This window comes from Pseudomonas germanica (genome assembly GCF_019614655.1).
GTDB lineage: Bacteria > Pseudomonadota > Gammaproteobacteria > Pseudomonadales > Pseudomonadaceae > Aquipseudomonas > Aquipseudomonas neuropathica.
Genome location: NZ_CP071586.1, coordinates 2,718,147 through 2,733,078, shown reverse-complemented (window position 1 = coordinate 2,733,078; position 14,932 = coordinate 2,718,147). Strand labels below are relative to the sequence as shown.

Below are 14,932 nucleotides of genomic sequence, written 5' to 3'. Positions count from 1 at the left end.
GAGATCCCCCTGAGAAATCCCAGCATCAACTTTGAGGGTCTAGCTTAAAAAGGCACCTAGAGTAGTGCCTTTTCACATTGAAAACCTCAGAGCAGCTTGTCCGACTGAATCGCACATCGGAAACTTGTACCTGGATAGTAAGCATCCTCGTTTGGATTTTCCGGCCAGCGCCGTACAACCGGCGCTGCTGACAATGGGGCTTCGGGGTAATTTGAACCACGTTTTACTTTCTGCTTACCATTTTTTGGACCTTCAGGATTTTCTACCGGCGAATTCTGATAGTACTCATCGTCGTACCAATCATTTACCCAATCGGTTGCATTGCCTGAAAGGTTATATATGCCCAACGGATTAGGAAAAAATCTATCAACAAAGAATGTTTCCCCCTCCCCTTCCATTGGAAAATTTTTACCGAAATCCAAGCTCCCACTGCTAGTTGGAAACAATATATGCTGCCCGCGATTTCTCGCCGCGAATTCCCACTGTGCCTCCGATGGAAGATCTACACCATAGCCGCTGATGCCTGCTATCCACTGACAATAATCCTTAGCTTCCTGCCATGTTTTTGTAGGCGCAGGAAGCCTAGGAGAATACATACTCTTTAAATTTTCTCTATCACGAAGTTTAGCATCAAACACTTCTATACCTTGCGACATAAAGAAAACATCAAAATCACGCACGGTCGTCTGAAATTTTGAAAGATAATAAGAGCTCAACTTAACCGTATGTACAAAATCGTCATCTGCATTGCGGCTAATATTACAAAGCTGGTCCGTTTTTTGCCCACATGGCCAGGTACAAACATTTTCTTCGTCGTACTCACAAGCCCAACCAAAATCCCCCATATCAAACTGGCCACCTTCAACAAAAACCATATTGTCGATTGACTGCACTACCGTATTCAGCACTTTGTCACGAAGTTCGCTGGAAAGGTCAGGGTATTTCGTTTTGATTGTCGTCGCGATCGAGGCCACCTTTTCAGGGGACATACTTTGACTGCTGGGTAAAGAACCCGATTCTGCACCGCATCCGGTGAAAAGCATCGTGCTTGCCAGGGCTAACGCATACGGACGTATCACTAAAAATTCCTTATAAAGTGCCCGAAAGGCAACGGCTAACCCGAATAAAAATCCGCGAAAATCTGAAGAGCAACACTTACGTCATCAAAGCTGAAACCCCGCATTCACAATGCATCTATTCAACCAGTTCCCCCGCCACCTCATACTTCACCACGACCCGATTCCGATAAAGCCTCTCCCGCTCCACCAATGCCCCCACCTGCCCTTTTTCCCTGACCTCTCGCCAAATCTCGTTCTCGCGAAACACCCTGCTGCCTTCCCGCACAAACCGGTGTGCCTCCTGGAACACGTGATAGCGATATTCCCTCACCCGATCACACAGCAACTCCCCTTCGAGTTGTGTCTCGCCGACGTTCAACTTCAGCTGAAAGCTCCGATCCGTCGGGTTGTGCAGCACCAGATCAACGTAGTTGTAGAAGATCGCCGCCCCGGATCCAAACGGCAGCACCCGCCCCTCATCCGGAAACGGGTCGAAGCTGTGGTTGGAGCGTTCGACCACTACCAACGGCGAATGAATGGCCATCCAGTGAATCAGGTTGCTCAGTTGGCAAATGCCACCGCCTACCCCGCGTCGTGCCTCGCCGAAGGACAGTTCCATGCCTTCAACGTAGCCGCGCTTCACAGTCGGGCGGCCGACGAGGCGGCAGAAGGAGAAGTGTTCGCCGGGGGCGATGATGACGCCGTCGATGGCGGCGACGGCGAGTTTGAGGTTGATGACTTTGTTGTGTTGCAGGGCGAGGTCGGAGTCGCCGAGTTTGCGGATGAGTTTCGAGGTGTGTTTGAGGTAGCGAAATGGCAGGCGCTTGGCCATGGCGACGTGGCGTGCGTAGCGTTTGCTGGAACAGTGCCAGGCAATCTGGCGGAACAGTCTTTTTTGCCACACGCGCAGCCAGTACAAGGCCGGGTGGTAGAGGGAAAGTGGTTTCATCCGTGACACAACGGCGTGCGCCGTTTCTTCCTTGAACCGTGAGAGGGGCGCGCATTTTATCCGGTAATGACCGGCAGCACCCCATGCATTTCATAAGACCAACCGCCTCTCTTCGGCATACATCTACCGTCACATCCGCAAATTAAGGTTCGACTAAGGTTGCCTCGCTACGATCGCGGCAACGAAACCCTGTTGTCCTTGAATCGCAGATGAGTCCTTCCGACATGAAAGCGTTTGATTTACCAGCCCAGCCAGCGTCGAATTTCAGCCTTGTCTTGGTAAATTACAAAACCCCGGACATCACCCGAATGTGCCTCGAGCTTTTGCGTGAGCATGTCCAGGAACAACGCATTCCGGTGTGGGTGGTGGACAACGATTCGGCGGATGCCAGTCTGGATTACTTGCGCACGCTCGACTGGATCAACTTGATCGAACGGCCTTCGCCGGGCAAGGAAGTCGGCCATATTGCGCATGGCAAGGCCCTGGATCTGGCGCTGGAAAAAGTCGACACCGATTATCTGTTTCTGTTGCACACCGACACCTTTGTCTACGACAAAGAAGTGTTTGCCATGATGATGCGCGAGTGCACGAAAACCCCGGACATGGCTGCAGTCGGTTGTGTCGAACAACTCAATCGCGGGATTGTGCGTGACACCTGGCGTTTAACTTCGCGTTTCTGCAAGCACTATGTTCGTAAAGCAAAAGTGCGTCTTGGCCTGCGCTCGAAAATGCCAAGACCCTACAAAGAAACTCATCTGAAGAGTTTCTGCACATTGTGGAACGCACGTTTGATGAAGTCCCAGGGCTTGCACTTCTGCATGGATGAGCAGGTGCCCGGTTATGCGCTGCAAGATCGCATGAGCAGCTTGGGCTATGGCATCAAGTTTCTGTCGCCGCGCAAGATTTTCAGCTATCTGGATCACATCCAGTCAGGAACTGTCGCGGCAGCGGGTACTTACGGGGCAAATCACCGTAGGACAAAAATGTATCAGGCCACACTGAAGCGCTTTCAAGGGCACCAAGGCAATGCCTGAGGTGCAGGTTTCAACTTGATTCATGGCAAACAAAAAGGGCGACTTCAAAGTCGCCCTTTTTGTTTGTGAGAATTGTATACAACTTCTCCGAAGAGGTGTTCGCCCAGTGTAATGGCCTGGCAATCCATGCACCGGTAAAGAGCCCTGACACTGGGCGAACGGGAGGGATTTTAATGGAAGTTGGCAGATATGTCCTCATGCTTAAACATGAAATTTATGTACCAGAAAGTTAAAAACTGTGTACCACCGATATTTACCGGGAAACTTCCTACAGATTTTTTATATGATTGTTCTCATACTTAAAGCTGTACAAGAACAATCATTCTGTAGAGCTAATACTCAACTTTCGTGTTGACTAGTCACTTTCAAGATATCGGTGTAAGTGACAATAACGCTCTGCCCTTCTTTCAGATCTTTCAGCTTGGCTTGAATTTCAGGCTGTTTCACGTCGAGGACTTTCGATTGACCTTGCGGGTTTTGCAGGGTCACCTGATTTGTCTTCAAATCAATTTTGGTGATTTTCAACTGCACCTGAACCTGACGATACGCCTCGCCACCGGGGTTATCGCTGCCCGGAGCCTTACGCAACTCACCGGTACGTTCGGTAGTGCCAGGCAGACCTTTATCCACATCGGTGTCGAGGTAAGCGGCGACAGAACGCTGTACCTGGATGTTGACCTGATCGCCCACCTTCAGATTGGCGAGGTTTTTCGCCTTGTCACTGAGCTGAACGTGAACCGGCTTGCCTTCGGCCCCTTCGAGCACAACCTGATGGTTGGCGGCATCGACGGAGATCACTTTGGTGGTGACCTGATCGGCTTCAACAGTGGCAGACAGCGGAATATCGGCAGCCAGAGCGCCGAAGCTGGTGGCGGACAGTACGGTTGCGAGGGTGATGGCCTTGGCCAGTGCGTCGAGCTTCATAATCAATACTTTCCCTGTGATGAATGGCAGCGCCCGGCGTTGAAGCGGCTTCGACGCCGGGCGTGCCACTGAGCATAGACGCTGTTCAGGGCTTGGCGGGTGTTTGTTGTTTTGCGGTGTCCTGCGCGGTGGATTCGCCGCTGGGCGTGCCTTTGCCAGTGTTTTCACGCTGTTTCGGGTCGGTGGGGCGCAGGGCGTCGTTGTCGCGTTCGGTTTCGCCGGGTGGACGGGGTTCGTCGGGGTGTTGGTCTTGGGTGATGGGTTTCATTGGGTTGTCCTCAAGCTTCGGGGTCGTCGAGTTCACGGGTGACGTTGATCGCGGGTGAATCCTTGTGCAGGTCGTCGGCTTTGGCGCGCAGGATCTGCCATTGCTCAAGGTCGATGGCGCCTTGGCCGAGCAGGTCGTCGGCGACGCGTTGCAAGTCAAAATAGTGCGCGTCGGGGGATTGCTGCCAGTAGGTCTGGTCGTCGAAAAGGCGCTGCCAGGTGGTCATGTCTGGGGGGTGCAGGTCGTCGCTCATGGCAAATCCTCGACAGGTTTTTCTGTAGAGGACAACACACCAACCCAAGTTCAAACCGATCCTTTGTAGGAGCTGCCGAAGGCTGCGATCTGTTGAGGTTGCTTTTAAAACCAACATCAAAAGATCGCAGCCTTCGGCAGCTCCTACAGGGATTCGTGGGTACCTTTTCAGTACCCGGTCATTTCCAGATAGCCCTGGCCGGGATGGCTGCCGCTGATGTGCACCGGGCCTTCCCAGTACGGGATGCGCAGGTTCATCCAGGCGTTGGGGTTGAGCGCGTCGAGGCTGATGTCGAGGTGCTTGTCGGGGATGCTGATCGACCATTTCACCGGCATCGCCCGGCCGGCAACTTTAGAGGTTTCTTGCGGAGTGAGCTGAATCTGCGAACTGCGCAGGGTTTGCGTCTGGCCATCGGCGGCTATCCACGTGCCGGTGAGATAAGGCGCGCCGTCCTTCTGGCGCATGCGGTACAGCATCACGTGTTCGCCGCTGTCCAGGTGCAGGGAAAACCAGTCCCAACCGGTTTGATTGGCGGTCAGCGGCTGGCTGCTCCATTCGCGATCAAGCCATGCCGGGCCACTGACGGTGTACGTCTGGCCGTCGATCTGCAACGTACCACTGGCCTGGAAAAACGGCTGACTGTAGTAATACGACGCCTGACCTTCTTCGGATTTCTGGCTGAAACCCTTGTCGCCCTGCAACACCAACGGGCGACTTGAGGTGAGGTGCAGTTGATAGGCGAAATCCTTGTCGCGAGCGCTGAGTTGCAGGTCGCTCAGGGGATCCTGCGCCTGACTGGCGAACCGCCAATCATCGATCCACGCCTCGAACGGCGCCAGTTGCACACCCGCCTGCCCCACCCCGCCTCGGGCGTAACGTTCGGCGGCGTGATGTACCGTGCTCGAAGTCACCGCCGCATGCCCCAGCCAGATCGTCTGATCAGCCCACCCGGCCTGCTCCGCCACTGGTTTCAATGCACTGCGAAACAGCGTCCACTGCACGCCGAATTCGTTACCCTGCTGATCCTTGAGATTGGCGGTGACGTACCACCACTCGATGCGAAAACCCGCATGGGCAGCGTGATCTGCCGGAAAACTGAACACCCGCCCCGGCACCACCGGCGTAAACGCCATCGCCTGATTGCCCATCCCGGCGAAGCCCTTCTGCTCCGGTGCCGATTGATCGCAACCGCCGAGCAGCAACAAAATCATCAGCACAACGAAGTTAATCCTCATGGGCAAACGTCCTCAACAGGTCCGCCGGTTGCGTGCGGTACAGCGAGTACAGTGGCCACGCCGAGGCCAGTAACGTCGCCAGCAACGCCAGCCCCATCAATTGCAGCAATTGCAGCGGAAACACCCGCAACGGCAACCGCCAGCCAAACGCCTGAACGTTAATCACCGCATCCAGGCACCATGCCAGCGCGATCCCCAACGGCAACGCTAACACCAGCGTCAGCACCGCCAACAGCCAGGTCTGACCAAGATTGAGCAGCATCAATTGCCGCCGCGTTACGCCCAACGCCCACAGCGGTGCGAGTTGACCTAGGCGACTCTGGCTTTGCGTCAGCAGGCTGATGAACAGCGCCACACCCGCCACCGCCAGGGTCAAACTGTTCAACGCCGCCGTCGCCGCAAAGGTCCGTTCGAAGACCTGCACCGACCAGCCCTTGAGCCGCGCCTGATCAACGATGCGACTGTCATCGAGTTGAAAACGCGTCTGCAATGCTGCTAAAAGTCCCGGGATATTCTGCGGGTCAATACGCAAATTGAAGCGGTTCGGCGTCAGTTGCGGCCAGCCGCGCAGCAGGTGGTGGATGCTGACCAGCAAATGCCCCTTGGGATTGCCGTAGTCGGCGTAGATGCCAACGATGCGCGGCGACCAAGTGCCGTTGGGTGTCGGAATCGCCACGTGTTCACCCACGTGTAGTTTCAGGCGCCGGGCGATTTGCTCACTGAGCATCACCGCATCATCCGTGGCCAGATGCGCCCACGGGTCGCTGCCACTGACATCGAGCAACGGCCAGTGCTGGCGGTAATACGCGTGATCGATGATGCCGAACACTTCCGCCGGCCAGCCCTGCAACGTCACCGCGACCTGCCAGTTGGGCAGAATCGCCGCAATGTTCGGCTGCTGTTTTAGCCAGCTGTACATTTCCCGCGACTGTGCCGGATTGCTCGGGTTGATATACAGCTCGGCGCTCAGGCGTTGTTCGAGCCAGTCATCGAAGGTCTGGCGAAAACCGGCGGTCATGCTGCCGGCACCGATGTTGGCGGCGAGTGCCAAAAGCAGCGCCATCAGCGCCAGGCTCAGTGCCGGCAGTTGCTGACGGCAATCGGCAAGAAACCACTGCCCCAGCACCGAGCGACTGCGCCCGAGCAACTGATTCAACAGCGCGCTGAGCAACACTGGCAAAGCCAACGCTGCGCCGATCAGCAACCCGGCCATCAGGACAAAACCGCTGGCCAGACTGTCGCCCCAGATCAATGCCACCAAGGCCAGCAAACCGAGCACTGCCGCCAGCCAGCCTTGTCGACGCAGCCAACGTGCATATTGCTGATGCCAGGCTTGCGGATCCGCTACGGCCAACAACGGCAAACGGGCGGCGCGCAGCAGACTGTTGGACCCGGCGAGCAAGGCGCCGAGCAGGCTCAAACCGATGCCGCTGAACCACCACCACGGACTGAGGCGCAACTGCCCCGCCACTTCCGCGCCGTACAAACCGCGCAGGCTGGCGGCGACATCCGGCAGCAAGACACTCGCCAGCCAATAGCCGCTGATCACACCGAACAATCCGCCGATCAGCGCCAGCACACCCAGTTCGACGATCAGGCACACGATCAACATCCGCGCGCTGACCCCGCAGGCGCGCAACGTACGCAGCAGACCGCGTCGTTGCTCAAGAGCCAGGCCAATCGCAGCGTGGACGATGAACAAGCCCACCACGAATGACAAAAACCCTAACGCATCGAGATTCAGGTGAAAACTCTCGGTCAACCGCGCCAGATTGTTTTCCTCGCCGCTGCTTTTGATTTGCAACAGACCTTTGAAGGAGGCCGGCAACTCGGCGTGAAAATCCTTGGGCAGCAACAGGCGCGACAATTGTCCGGGTTGTTCAAGCAGGGTTTGCGCGACGCCGATGTCCACCAGCAATACGCCGGGCGCCATGTCCTTTTGCGCGAGCAGCGGCGGCAATCGCAGACCATTAGCCGTTTGCGGCGTGTCGCCTTCACGCAGATCCAGCGCCTGCAAGGTTTCCGGTGAAATCCACGTACTGCCCGGTGGCGTGAAAAACTCGACAACACGCTCAATCGGCAACGCCTGCCCGGCCACCGCCGAATCGGCCGGCAACGACACCGGTTCGATACCCATCAATTGCAGCCGCTGATTCTCAATGCCCTTGAGCAGCAACCGCCCCTGCAACAGCGGCGATACCGGCCAGCCCGCTCGGCGCAGATCAACGAACCATTGCTGCGCAAAAGTCGCCCCGTTCGGCGTACTGAGACTGGCCTGCGGTTCGCCACCGATCAATTGGCTGGCCCGCGCGTAACTGTCGCGCGCCTGACTGTTCAGCGCCTCCACGCCGGTGAGCAGACTGGTCGCCAGCCACAAGCCGGTCAGCACGCTGAAAAACTGCACTGGATGACGCCGCCAATGGCTGAGCAGCGCACGCAGGGTTTGTCGGAAAACGATCACGTCAGCCGCCCGCTGGACAACACCACTCGCTGCGCCAATCGGGCCGCGACTCGCGGGCTGTGGGTGACCATCAACAAAGTGGTTGGCGTGTCATCGAGCAATTCCAGCAACAACCGCAATACTTCGTCGCTGGTGGCTTCGTCGAGGCTGCCGGTGGGCTCATCGGCCAACAGCAATTTCGGCTGCGAGGCCAGCGCCCGGCCCAACGCGACCCGCTGCTGCTGACCACCGGAAAGTTGCTCGGGATAACGCTTAAGCAAATCGCCCAAGCCCAGACGCTGCACCAGATGCGCCTGCCAACGCGGCTCGTGGCGCCCGGCCAGGCGTGCCTGAAACGCCAGGTTGTCCTCGACGCGCAAACTGCCGATCAAGTTGAACTGCTGGAACACCAAGCCGATTTCGCTACGCCGCCAGTTCGCCAGTTGCGCTTCGTTCATCGCCTCAAGACGATGCTCGCCGCTGCGAATGCTGCCGCTGTCGACTTTGTCGAGGCCGGCCACCAGGTGCAGCAAGGTGCTTTTGCCACTGCCGGATTCGCCCATCAGTGCCAGGCTGCTGCCGGATTCCAGCGTCAGGTCGACGCCTTGCAGCACCGGCAATGGGCCTTGCGGGGTGAGATAGCTTTTGAAGACGTTTTCAACACGAAGCATGCCGCCACCTGATCGGTCAGTGTGGGGCAAGGATAGCGGATGGCGATGACAGACTTGAATCTTGCAGTGAACTCAATGGCCTCATCGCTGGCAAGCCAGCTCCCACAGGGAATGACGTTGCTCACAAGTATTGAATTCACCCTAAAACACTGTGGGAGCTGGCTTGCCAGCGATGGGGCCAGTCCTGCCAGCACAAAGTCTACTGACCAGCCGCCACACTCGTCGGCGCCTGCGACGGCGTGACAATGCTGCCCAGATCAATGTGCTTCCACTCAGGCTTGGCCCCCAACCGCGCATTGAAGCGGTAGTTGAAGGTGAACTCATCCGCCGTCGCGACACTCAGTGGCTTGCCATAAACAGCCTCGATCCCCGCCAGGTCATAGCCCATCAACTGCAACAGCGTCGGGAAAATGTTGTAGTGGCTGGAACGATCCTTGTTCGCCGCCAGTTGTGCCGACCAGTCCAGCGTCTTTAGAGCACTGCCTTGAATCACCACCAGCGGCACCAACCCTTCCTCCTCCACCGGATCACCACCGCAATGGGTGTTCAACCCCGGATTACCGCGCTCGTGCAGATCCTGGCCATGATCAGAGGTGTAGATCAGCAGCGCATTGTTCAGATTGCCTTGGGCGAACACCCGCGCGAAAAACTCGCCGACGTTCCACAACAGGGTGTTCTTGTAGGCATTGCGATACAGCACCCAGTCATCCGGCTGGCCATTGAAGCCGTTGCGCTCGCCGGTATCGGCCACTTCGGTGAACTGCCCGCGCGGCAAGGTCGGGCGGTAAGCCATGAACGCATCCGGGTATTTGTCGTGCACCGGAAAATGCGCGCCGACCTTGTTGATCACCACCAGCTCCGGCTTGTCGTCGTTGAGCAGTTCGATCAGCTTCGCCGCTGCTGCCATGTCGCGGTCGCGCACGCTGGTCTGGTCGAATTGCACGAACTGATCGATGTCCTTCTTCTCGGTATCGGTCATCAGGTTCTGCAGATTGCCGGCGGTGCGCTGGGCGTCGATGTACACGGTGCGCAGCCCAGCCTTCTTGGCGTACTGCCAGATCGACGGCAACGTGGTGTTGATGCGCATGTAGTCGGCGCGGGTGCCGCCGTAACGCAGGGTCACGTTAGTGTCGGCGCTGCAATTGGCGATGGACGCGGCGAAGCCGTAATTGAAGATGTCGACGCCGGCGTGCGCCTGCTTGAGGTTACTGTGCACGCCGAACGGCGCGTTGATGTCCAGGTAATTGCCGGAGATGCTTTCGTCGATGATCAGCACGATATCGTGGCCGACCGCTTGCGAGTTGCGCGCCAGCGTCACCGGTTCACGCGGGCCGACGGTGTTGTGCAGCGCTTCGTAGGCAAACAGGTTGAGGTAGGCCAGCGGCGTGTACATGATCGGCAAACCCCGGGCGCCCTCACCCGCACGCAAAAACAGCACAGCACTGAGCAGCAGCACACCACACAGCGGCGCCGCCACACGCAAGGCGTTGGGAATCGCCAGGCTATGGCGGGGTTTCAGACCGATGGCGAACAGCAACAGCAAACCGCTAAGCACGCCACGCAGGATCGCGTCCCGGTACTGGTACGCCGCTTCCTGGATGAAACCGCCGGAGTAAACCAATGAAACGAAACCGCTGTAGGTCAGGTAATCCGCCGTGACCCGGGTATAGACATCGAAAAACACTGCCGAGACAAACATTGCCAATGCGAAAACGTGGCGAATGAGAGCCTGTTTTATATACGCCGTTAGATATAACGCTAAAGTCAGCGCCAAAAACATCGCGCCAAAAAGAAGTACAGAAAAACTGAGGCCGATAGCATTTAACCGATCAATGTAATATTCGGAATAAATCAGTAAATAAACAATTAAGAACATTTCTTTGGCATATCTGAACATGGCGATACCGATCGGGCAAAACGGCAGGGAGTCAAAGGTTTGTCAGTCAGAACCTGACACTAGCACCCGGCCATCAAAGCGCAAGAATTGACTGTTTTCAGTAGAAAGCGTCAAAAAAACGGTGACTCAAATCTGACACAGCTCAAACGCTACAAGCCTTTAAATTAAAGGCTTAAGACCGTTTATCGCTTATTTAAAATCTGAACAAATCTGCACAAAAGCAACAAATTCAATCGCAGCAATGACTTGATGGCCAATCGCCAAAAAATGCTCAAGTGTTATACAGATGCAACATGTCATTTTGCTGACACGCTTTTCAAACGCTGCGCTATACCCCTTTAACAATCTCATTCCGTAGTTAACTTTTGGTGTTATTGAGGTGCGCAGATGGACGTGAGCGTATTTGGCACTGGCTATGTCGGACTTATACAAGCCGCCGCACTTGCAGATGTCGGTCATCGCGTTTTATGCGTGGACATTGACCCAAACAAAATTAAACAACTGCAACAAGCAGTGCCGCCCATTAGTGAGCCAGGGTTGTCCAGCACGCTTGAGGAAAACATCAAGGCCGGCCGCCTGTTGTTCAGTACCCAGGCCAGTGACGCGGTCGAGCATGCCGAGCTGATTTTCATCGCCGTAGGCACCCCCGCCGATGAGGACGGCTCTGCCGATCTCAGCCACGTGCTCAACGTCGCCCGCCAAATCGCCTCGCACATGGAGGCCGATCGCACGCTGATCATCAAATCCACGGTGCCGGTCGGCACCGCCGATCAGGTGCTGGCCACCGCCAACAGCGAATTGCTGCGTCGCGGCAAGACTGATCTGCAAGTGCGGGTGGTGTCCAACCCGGAATTCCTCAAGGAAGGCAGCGCCCTCGCCGACTGCATGCGCCCGGACCGGATCATCGTCGGCACCCGCGATGACGCGGCCCGCGAGCAAATGAGCGAGCTGTACGCGCCGTTCTGCCGCAACCACGAAAAACTGATGTTCATGGACAACCGCAGCGCCGAGCTGACCAAGTACGCCGCCAACGCCATGCTCGCCACGCGCATCAGTTTCATGAACGAGCTGGCCAACCTCACCGAACTGCTCGGTGCCGACATCGAAGCAGTGCGCAAAGGCATAGGCTCGGATCCACGCATCGGTTACCACTTCATCTATCCGGGCTGCGGCTTCGGTGGCTCGTGCTTTCCCAAAGACCTGCGCGCGCTGCTGCACACCGCCGAACACAACGGCATGCCGCTGAAACTGCTGCGCAGCGTCACCGACGTCAACGACCTGCAGCGGCACATCCTCTTCAGCAAACTGAAAGCGCAATTCCCGCAAGGCCTGGCCGGTAAGTCCATCGCGATCTGGGGCTTGGCGTTCAAACCCAACACCGATGACATGCGCGAAGCCCCGAGCCGCTATCTGATGGATGCGCTGTGGGCCGAGGGAGCCAGCGTGCAGGCCTACGACCCGGAAGCGATGTCCGAATGCCGGCGCCTCTACGGCTACCGCAACGATCTGCACCTGTGCGCCACCCGCGACGACACCCTGGAAGACGCCGACGCACTGGTGATCTGCACCGAGTGGAAAAACTTCCGCGTGGTCGATTTCGAGTTGCTCGCCGAAAAGCTCCGTTCGAGGGTGATCATCGACGGCCGCAACCTGTACAACCCGGAACAAGTCGCCGCCGCTGGTTTGCATTACAGCGGCATCGGCCTGCGCCACATTGCGCCTGAAGGACTACGGCCATGAAGGTGCTGGTCACCGGTGCGGCCGGTTTCATTGGTGCCCATTGCGTGCTGCGGCTGCTGCGCGACGGGCATTCAGTGGTCGGTCTGGACAACTTCAACGCCTACTACAACCCGCAATTCAAGCACGACCGCGTGCAGTGGGTGCGCGAGCAGGCCGGCGATTTCCAGCTCGCTACGGTTGACCTGGCCGATGCCTCGGCCATCGCAGCGCTGTTTGTCCGCGAACGTCCACAAGTGGTGATTCACCTCGCCGCGCAAGCCGGGGTGCGTTACTCGCTGGACAATCCCAAGGCGTATCTGGACAGCAACCTCAACGGTTTCCTCAATATTCTCGAGAGCTGCCGGCATCACCCGGTCGAACACCTGATCTACGCGTCATCGAGCTCGGTGTACGGCGCCAATCAGCACACGCCCTACTCCGTGAAAGACGGCGTCAATCACCCGCTGTCGCTGTACGCCGCAACCAAGAAAGCCAACGAGCTGATGGCGCACAGTTACAGCCACCTGTTCGGCATTCCCTGCACCGGCCTGCGCTTTTTCACCGTGTACGGGCCATGGGGTCGGCCGGACATGTCGCCGATCCAGTTCGCCCGGGCGATCAGCGAAGGCACACCGCTGAAGCTGTTCAACTACGGCGAGCACCAGCGCGACTTCACCTACATCGACGACATCATCGAGAGCATCACCCGCCTTATCGATCAGCCACCGCAGGTCAACCCGCAGTGGGATCGCGAGCAGCCCGACCCGGCCAGCAGCATGGCGCCATGGCGCCTGTTCAACATCGGCGGACAGCACCCGGTCGAGCTGAAAACCTACCTGGCGCTGCTGGAAAAACACCTTGGCCAGAAAGCCATTGTCGAGCTGCTGCCACTGCAACCGGGTGACGTACTCAACACCTGCGCCGAGGCCAGCGATCTGGCCCAGGCCACCGGATTTCAGCCCCGGATAGAGCTGGATGAGGGACTCGGACGCTTTATCGCCTGGTTCCGCGACTACTACCCCACTGCCTATCGCCCACGCGCCGTTCGCGGCTGAATTCATGTGGAGGACTCCATGACTGGACATGAGAAAGGTGTACCGATCCTAGAAATGCGCCGCGACAAGCGCGTGGATCCCGAGCACCGAATGCGTCTCGACGCGGCGATTCATCGCCAGGGTCGCGGCTGGTTCACGGGCCGCGACGGAGGTCGGCCATGGCAACTGTCACGCACCAATCGCGTGGTCGCCTGCCTCGGTGCGCTAGTCATTCTGGTACTGATTTCACCACTGTTGCTGGGCCTGGCACTGGCCATCAAATACTCCAGCAAAGGCCCGGTGATGTTCGTACAAAAGCGCACCGGCTACCGCGGTCGCAAATTCGGCATGTACAAATTCCGCACCATGGTCGCCAACGCCGAAGAATTGAAAGAGTCGTTGCGTCACCTCAACAAGCACGGTGCCGACGCCATCGATTTCAAAATCGACCACGATCCGCGCATCACCCGCATCGGCGGTTTTCTGCGGCGCACCAGCCTCGATGAACTGCCGAACCTGATCAACGTGGTGACCGGTGACATGCGCCTGGTCGGCCCGCGTCCGACCTCGTTCAACGCCTATCGCTACAAAGACAATCACCTCGCCCGTCTGGCGATCTATCCGGGCATGACCGGCCTGTGGCAGATCTCCGGACGCAGCAATATCGACTTCGACCAGCGCGTTGAGTTGGACCTCAGCTACATCGCCGAGCAGAGCCTTCTGCTTGATCTGAAGATTCTGTTGAAAACCCCCTTCAAAGTATTCAGCGGCCACGGAGCAAGCTAATGGACGGTTCAACCAACAAAAGCCTGAACATCGCCAACCCCAGCGAATCGAACCTGACCTCGACCGTGCTGGATCTCGATCTGCGGATCCTGTTCCTGACCGCTGCCAACCCGGGCGCTGGCACCACCACAAGCGCGATGGCGCTGGCCAGCCAACTGGCGCAAATGAGCAGCGGCCAAGTGCTGCTGGTCGATGCCAGTCAGTCGGCGAGCAACCTCACCCAGCAGTTGAACCTGAGCAAGGAGCGCGGCCTGCGCGACTTGCTGTTCAACCCCGACAAACCGCCGCTGTTGCAGGACTGCGTGGTGCAGGTCTCGAGCCTGCCGTTCCACGTGCTGCCCAACGGCCGGCCGATCCGCACCCTGGAACACCTGACCGCAGAGCGCCTGAGCCCGTTGCTTGATCAATTGGGCAGCCAGTACCGCTTTGTGGTGATCGATGGCGACGCGGTGTACTCCGACGCCGACACGCTGGTCATCAGCACGCAAGTCGATGGCGTGGTGCTTGTCGTACGCGCCGAAGACACCCGCTGGGAAGTCGCGCAAGCCGCCGTGCAACGCCTGACTCAGGCCGGGGCAAAAGTGGTCGGTAGCGTGTTCAACCGGCGCAAGTACTACATGCCCAAATGGCTTTACAAAAACCTGTAAGCGAACGCAAAGGATGA

The 14,932-nt window shown here is 57.5% G+C and carries 14 protein-coding genes; 5 read left to right on the top strand and 9 right to left on the bottom strand.

Translation table 11 applies throughout. From position 1 onward, the window contains the following. Nucleotides 1-86 precede the first annotated feature (86 nt). Both J0G10_RS12190 and J0G10_RS12185 read right to left on the bottom strand, forming a co-directional pair. Nucleotides 87-1,079 carry a formylglycine-generating enzyme family protein gene (locus tag J0G10_RS12190; protein WP_038369560.1) on the bottom strand — a complete coding sequence of 331 codons (993 nt, stop codon included), beginning with the start codon at nt 1,077-1,079 and terminating at the stop codon, nt 87-89. A 115-nt stretch (nt 1,080-1,194) separates the two neighbouring features. After that, complete coding sequence (locus J0G10_RS12185; RefSeq protein ID WP_220558551.1) at nt 1,195-2,007, bottom strand: VanW family protein; 813 nt, start codon at nt 2,005-2,007, stop codon at nt 1,195-1,197. Nucleotides 2,008-2,231: 224 nt separating this feature from the next. Here J0G10_RS12185 and J0G10_RS12180 point away from each other — a divergent pair, with 224 nt between their 5' ends. After that, nucleotides 2,232-3,041, top strand: a complete 810-nt coding sequence (locus J0G10_RS12180) for a glycosyltransferase family 2 protein (RefSeq protein ID WP_220558550.1) — start codon at nt 2,232-2,234, stop codon at nt 3,039-3,041. A gap of 339 nt (nt 3,042-3,380) precedes the next feature. Here J0G10_RS12180 and J0G10_RS12175 read toward each other — a convergent pair whose 3' ends face one another. The 7 genes from J0G10_RS12175 to J0G10_RS12145 form a co-directional block, all read right to left on the bottom strand. Further along, a complete protein-coding gene (locus J0G10_RS12175; protein WP_095047534.1) occupies nt 3,381-3,965 on the bottom strand; it encodes a hypothetical protein in 585 nt (194 codons plus the stop codon). Between the two features lie 85 nt (nt 3,966-4,050). After that, entirely contained in the window at nt 4,051-4,233 is a 183-nt protein-coding gene (locus J0G10_RS12170; protein ID WP_180700107.1) for a hypothetical protein, read from the bottom strand. A gap of 10 nt (nt 4,234-4,243) precedes the next feature. After that, nucleotides 4,244-4,486: a hypothetical protein gene (locus J0G10_RS12165; protein WP_095047535.1), complete on the bottom strand. Its 243-nt coding sequence runs from the start codon at nt 4,484-4,486 to the stop codon at nt 4,244-4,246. 167 nt (nt 4,487-4,653) lie between these two features. Further along, on the bottom strand, nt 4,654-5,721 hold the full coding sequence (locus J0G10_RS12160) for a lipocalin-like domain-containing protein (protein WP_220558549.1): 1,068 nt from the start codon (nt 5,719-5,721) through the stop codon (nt 4,654-4,656). Continuing rightward, nucleotides 5,711-8,182 (bottom strand): ABC transporter permease, encoded by a 2,472-nt coding sequence (locus J0G10_RS12155; RefSeq protein ID WP_095047537.1) that lies wholly within the window; start codon nt 8,180-8,182, stop codon nt 5,711-5,713. Before J0G10_RS12155 ends, J0G10_RS12160 begins: the two co-directional genes overlap by 11 nt. Next, nucleotides 8,179-8,832: an ABC transporter ATP-binding protein gene (locus J0G10_RS12150; protein ID WP_095047538.1), complete on the bottom strand. Its 654-nt coding sequence runs from the start codon at nt 8,830-8,832 to the stop codon at nt 8,179-8,181. Before J0G10_RS12150 ends, J0G10_RS12155 begins: the two co-directional genes overlap by 4 nt. 199 nt (nt 8,833-9,031) lie before the next feature. Further along, nucleotides 9,032-10,729, bottom strand: coding sequence for a sulfatase-like hydrolase/transferase (locus J0G10_RS12145; protein ID WP_095124746.1), 1,698 nt, complete (start codon nt 10,727-10,729; stop codon nt 9,032-9,034). Nucleotides 10,730-11,116: 387 nt separating this feature from the next. On the opposite strand from J0G10_RS12145, the gene J0G10_RS12140 reads away from it, so the two are divergent. The 4 genes from J0G10_RS12140 to J0G10_RS12125 are packed head-to-tail and all read left to right on the top strand — an operon-like array spanning nt 11,117 to nt 14,915. Further along, on the top strand, nt 11,117-12,469 hold the full coding sequence (locus tag J0G10_RS12140) for a UDP-glucose dehydrogenase family protein (protein WP_095124747.1): 1,353 nt from the start codon (nt 11,117-11,119) through the stop codon (nt 12,467-12,469). After that, nucleotides 12,466-13,503 carry an NAD-dependent epimerase gene (locus J0G10_RS12135; RefSeq protein WP_095047541.1) on the top strand — a complete coding sequence of 346 codons (1,038 nt, stop codon included), beginning with the start codon at nt 12,466-12,468 and terminating at the stop codon, nt 13,501-13,503. The genes J0G10_RS12140 and J0G10_RS12135 overlap by 4 nt, the downstream gene beginning before the upstream one ends. Nucleotides 13,504-13,521: 18 nt before the next feature. Continuing rightward, the gene (locus J0G10_RS12130; RefSeq protein WP_095124748.1) at nt 13,522-14,268 is read left to right on the top strand and encodes a sugar transferase; all 747 of its coding nucleotides are present in this window, start codon (nt 13,522-13,524) and stop codon (nt 14,266-14,268) included. After that, nucleotides 14,268-14,915: a CpsD/CapB family tyrosine-protein kinase gene (locus J0G10_RS12125; protein WP_220558548.1), complete on the top strand. Its 648-nt coding sequence runs from the start codon at nt 14,268-14,270 to the stop codon at nt 14,913-14,915. Before J0G10_RS12130 ends, J0G10_RS12125 begins: the two co-directional genes overlap by 1 nt. The last annotated feature ends 17 nt before the right edge of the window (nt 14,916-14,932 follow it).

Coding starts and splice junctions, on each gene's coding strand:
- J0G10_RS12140 (WP_095124747.1), top strand. CDS start 11,117: ATGGACGTGAGCGTATTTGGCACTGGCTATGTCGGACTTATACAAGCC.
- J0G10_RS12175 (WP_095047534.1), bottom strand. CDS start 3,965: ATGAAGCTCGACGCACTGGCCAAGGCCATCACCCTCGCAACCGTACTG.
- J0G10_RS12165 (WP_095047535.1), bottom strand. CDS start 4,486: ATGAGCGACGACCTGCACCCCCCAGACATGACCACCTGGCAGCGCCTT.
- J0G10_RS12125 (WP_220558548.1), top strand. CDS start 14,268: ATGGACGGTTCAACCAACAAAAGCCTGAACATCGCCAACCCCAGCGAA.
- J0G10_RS12185 (WP_220558551.1), bottom strand. CDS start 2,007: ATGAAACCACTTTCCCTCTACCACCCGGCCTTGTACTGGCTGCGCGTG.
- J0G10_RS12150 (WP_095047538.1), bottom strand. CDS start 8,832: ATGCTTCGTGTTGAAAACGTCTTCAAAAGCTATCTCACCCCGCAAGGC.
- J0G10_RS12135 (WP_095047541.1), top strand. CDS start 12,466: ATGAAGGTGCTGGTCACCGGTGCGGCCGGTTTCATTGGTGCCCATTGC.
- J0G10_RS12145 (WP_095124746.1), bottom strand. CDS start 10,729: ATGTTCAGATATGCCAAAGAAATGTTCTTAATTGTTTATTTACTGATT.
- J0G10_RS12160 (WP_220558549.1), bottom strand. CDS start 5,721: ATGAGGATTAACTTCGTTGTGCTGATGATTTTGTTGCTGCTCGGCGGT.
- J0G10_RS12180 (WP_220558550.1), top strand. CDS start 2,232: ATGAAAGCGTTTGATTTACCAGCCCAGCCAGCGTCGAATTTCAGCCTT.
- J0G10_RS12130 (WP_095124748.1), top strand. CDS start 13,522: ATGACTGGACATGAGAAAGGTGTACCGATCCTAGAAATGCGCCGCGAC.
- J0G10_RS12170 (WP_180700107.1), bottom strand. CDS start 4,233: ATGAAACCCATCACCCAAGACCAACACCCCGACGAACCCCGTCCACCC.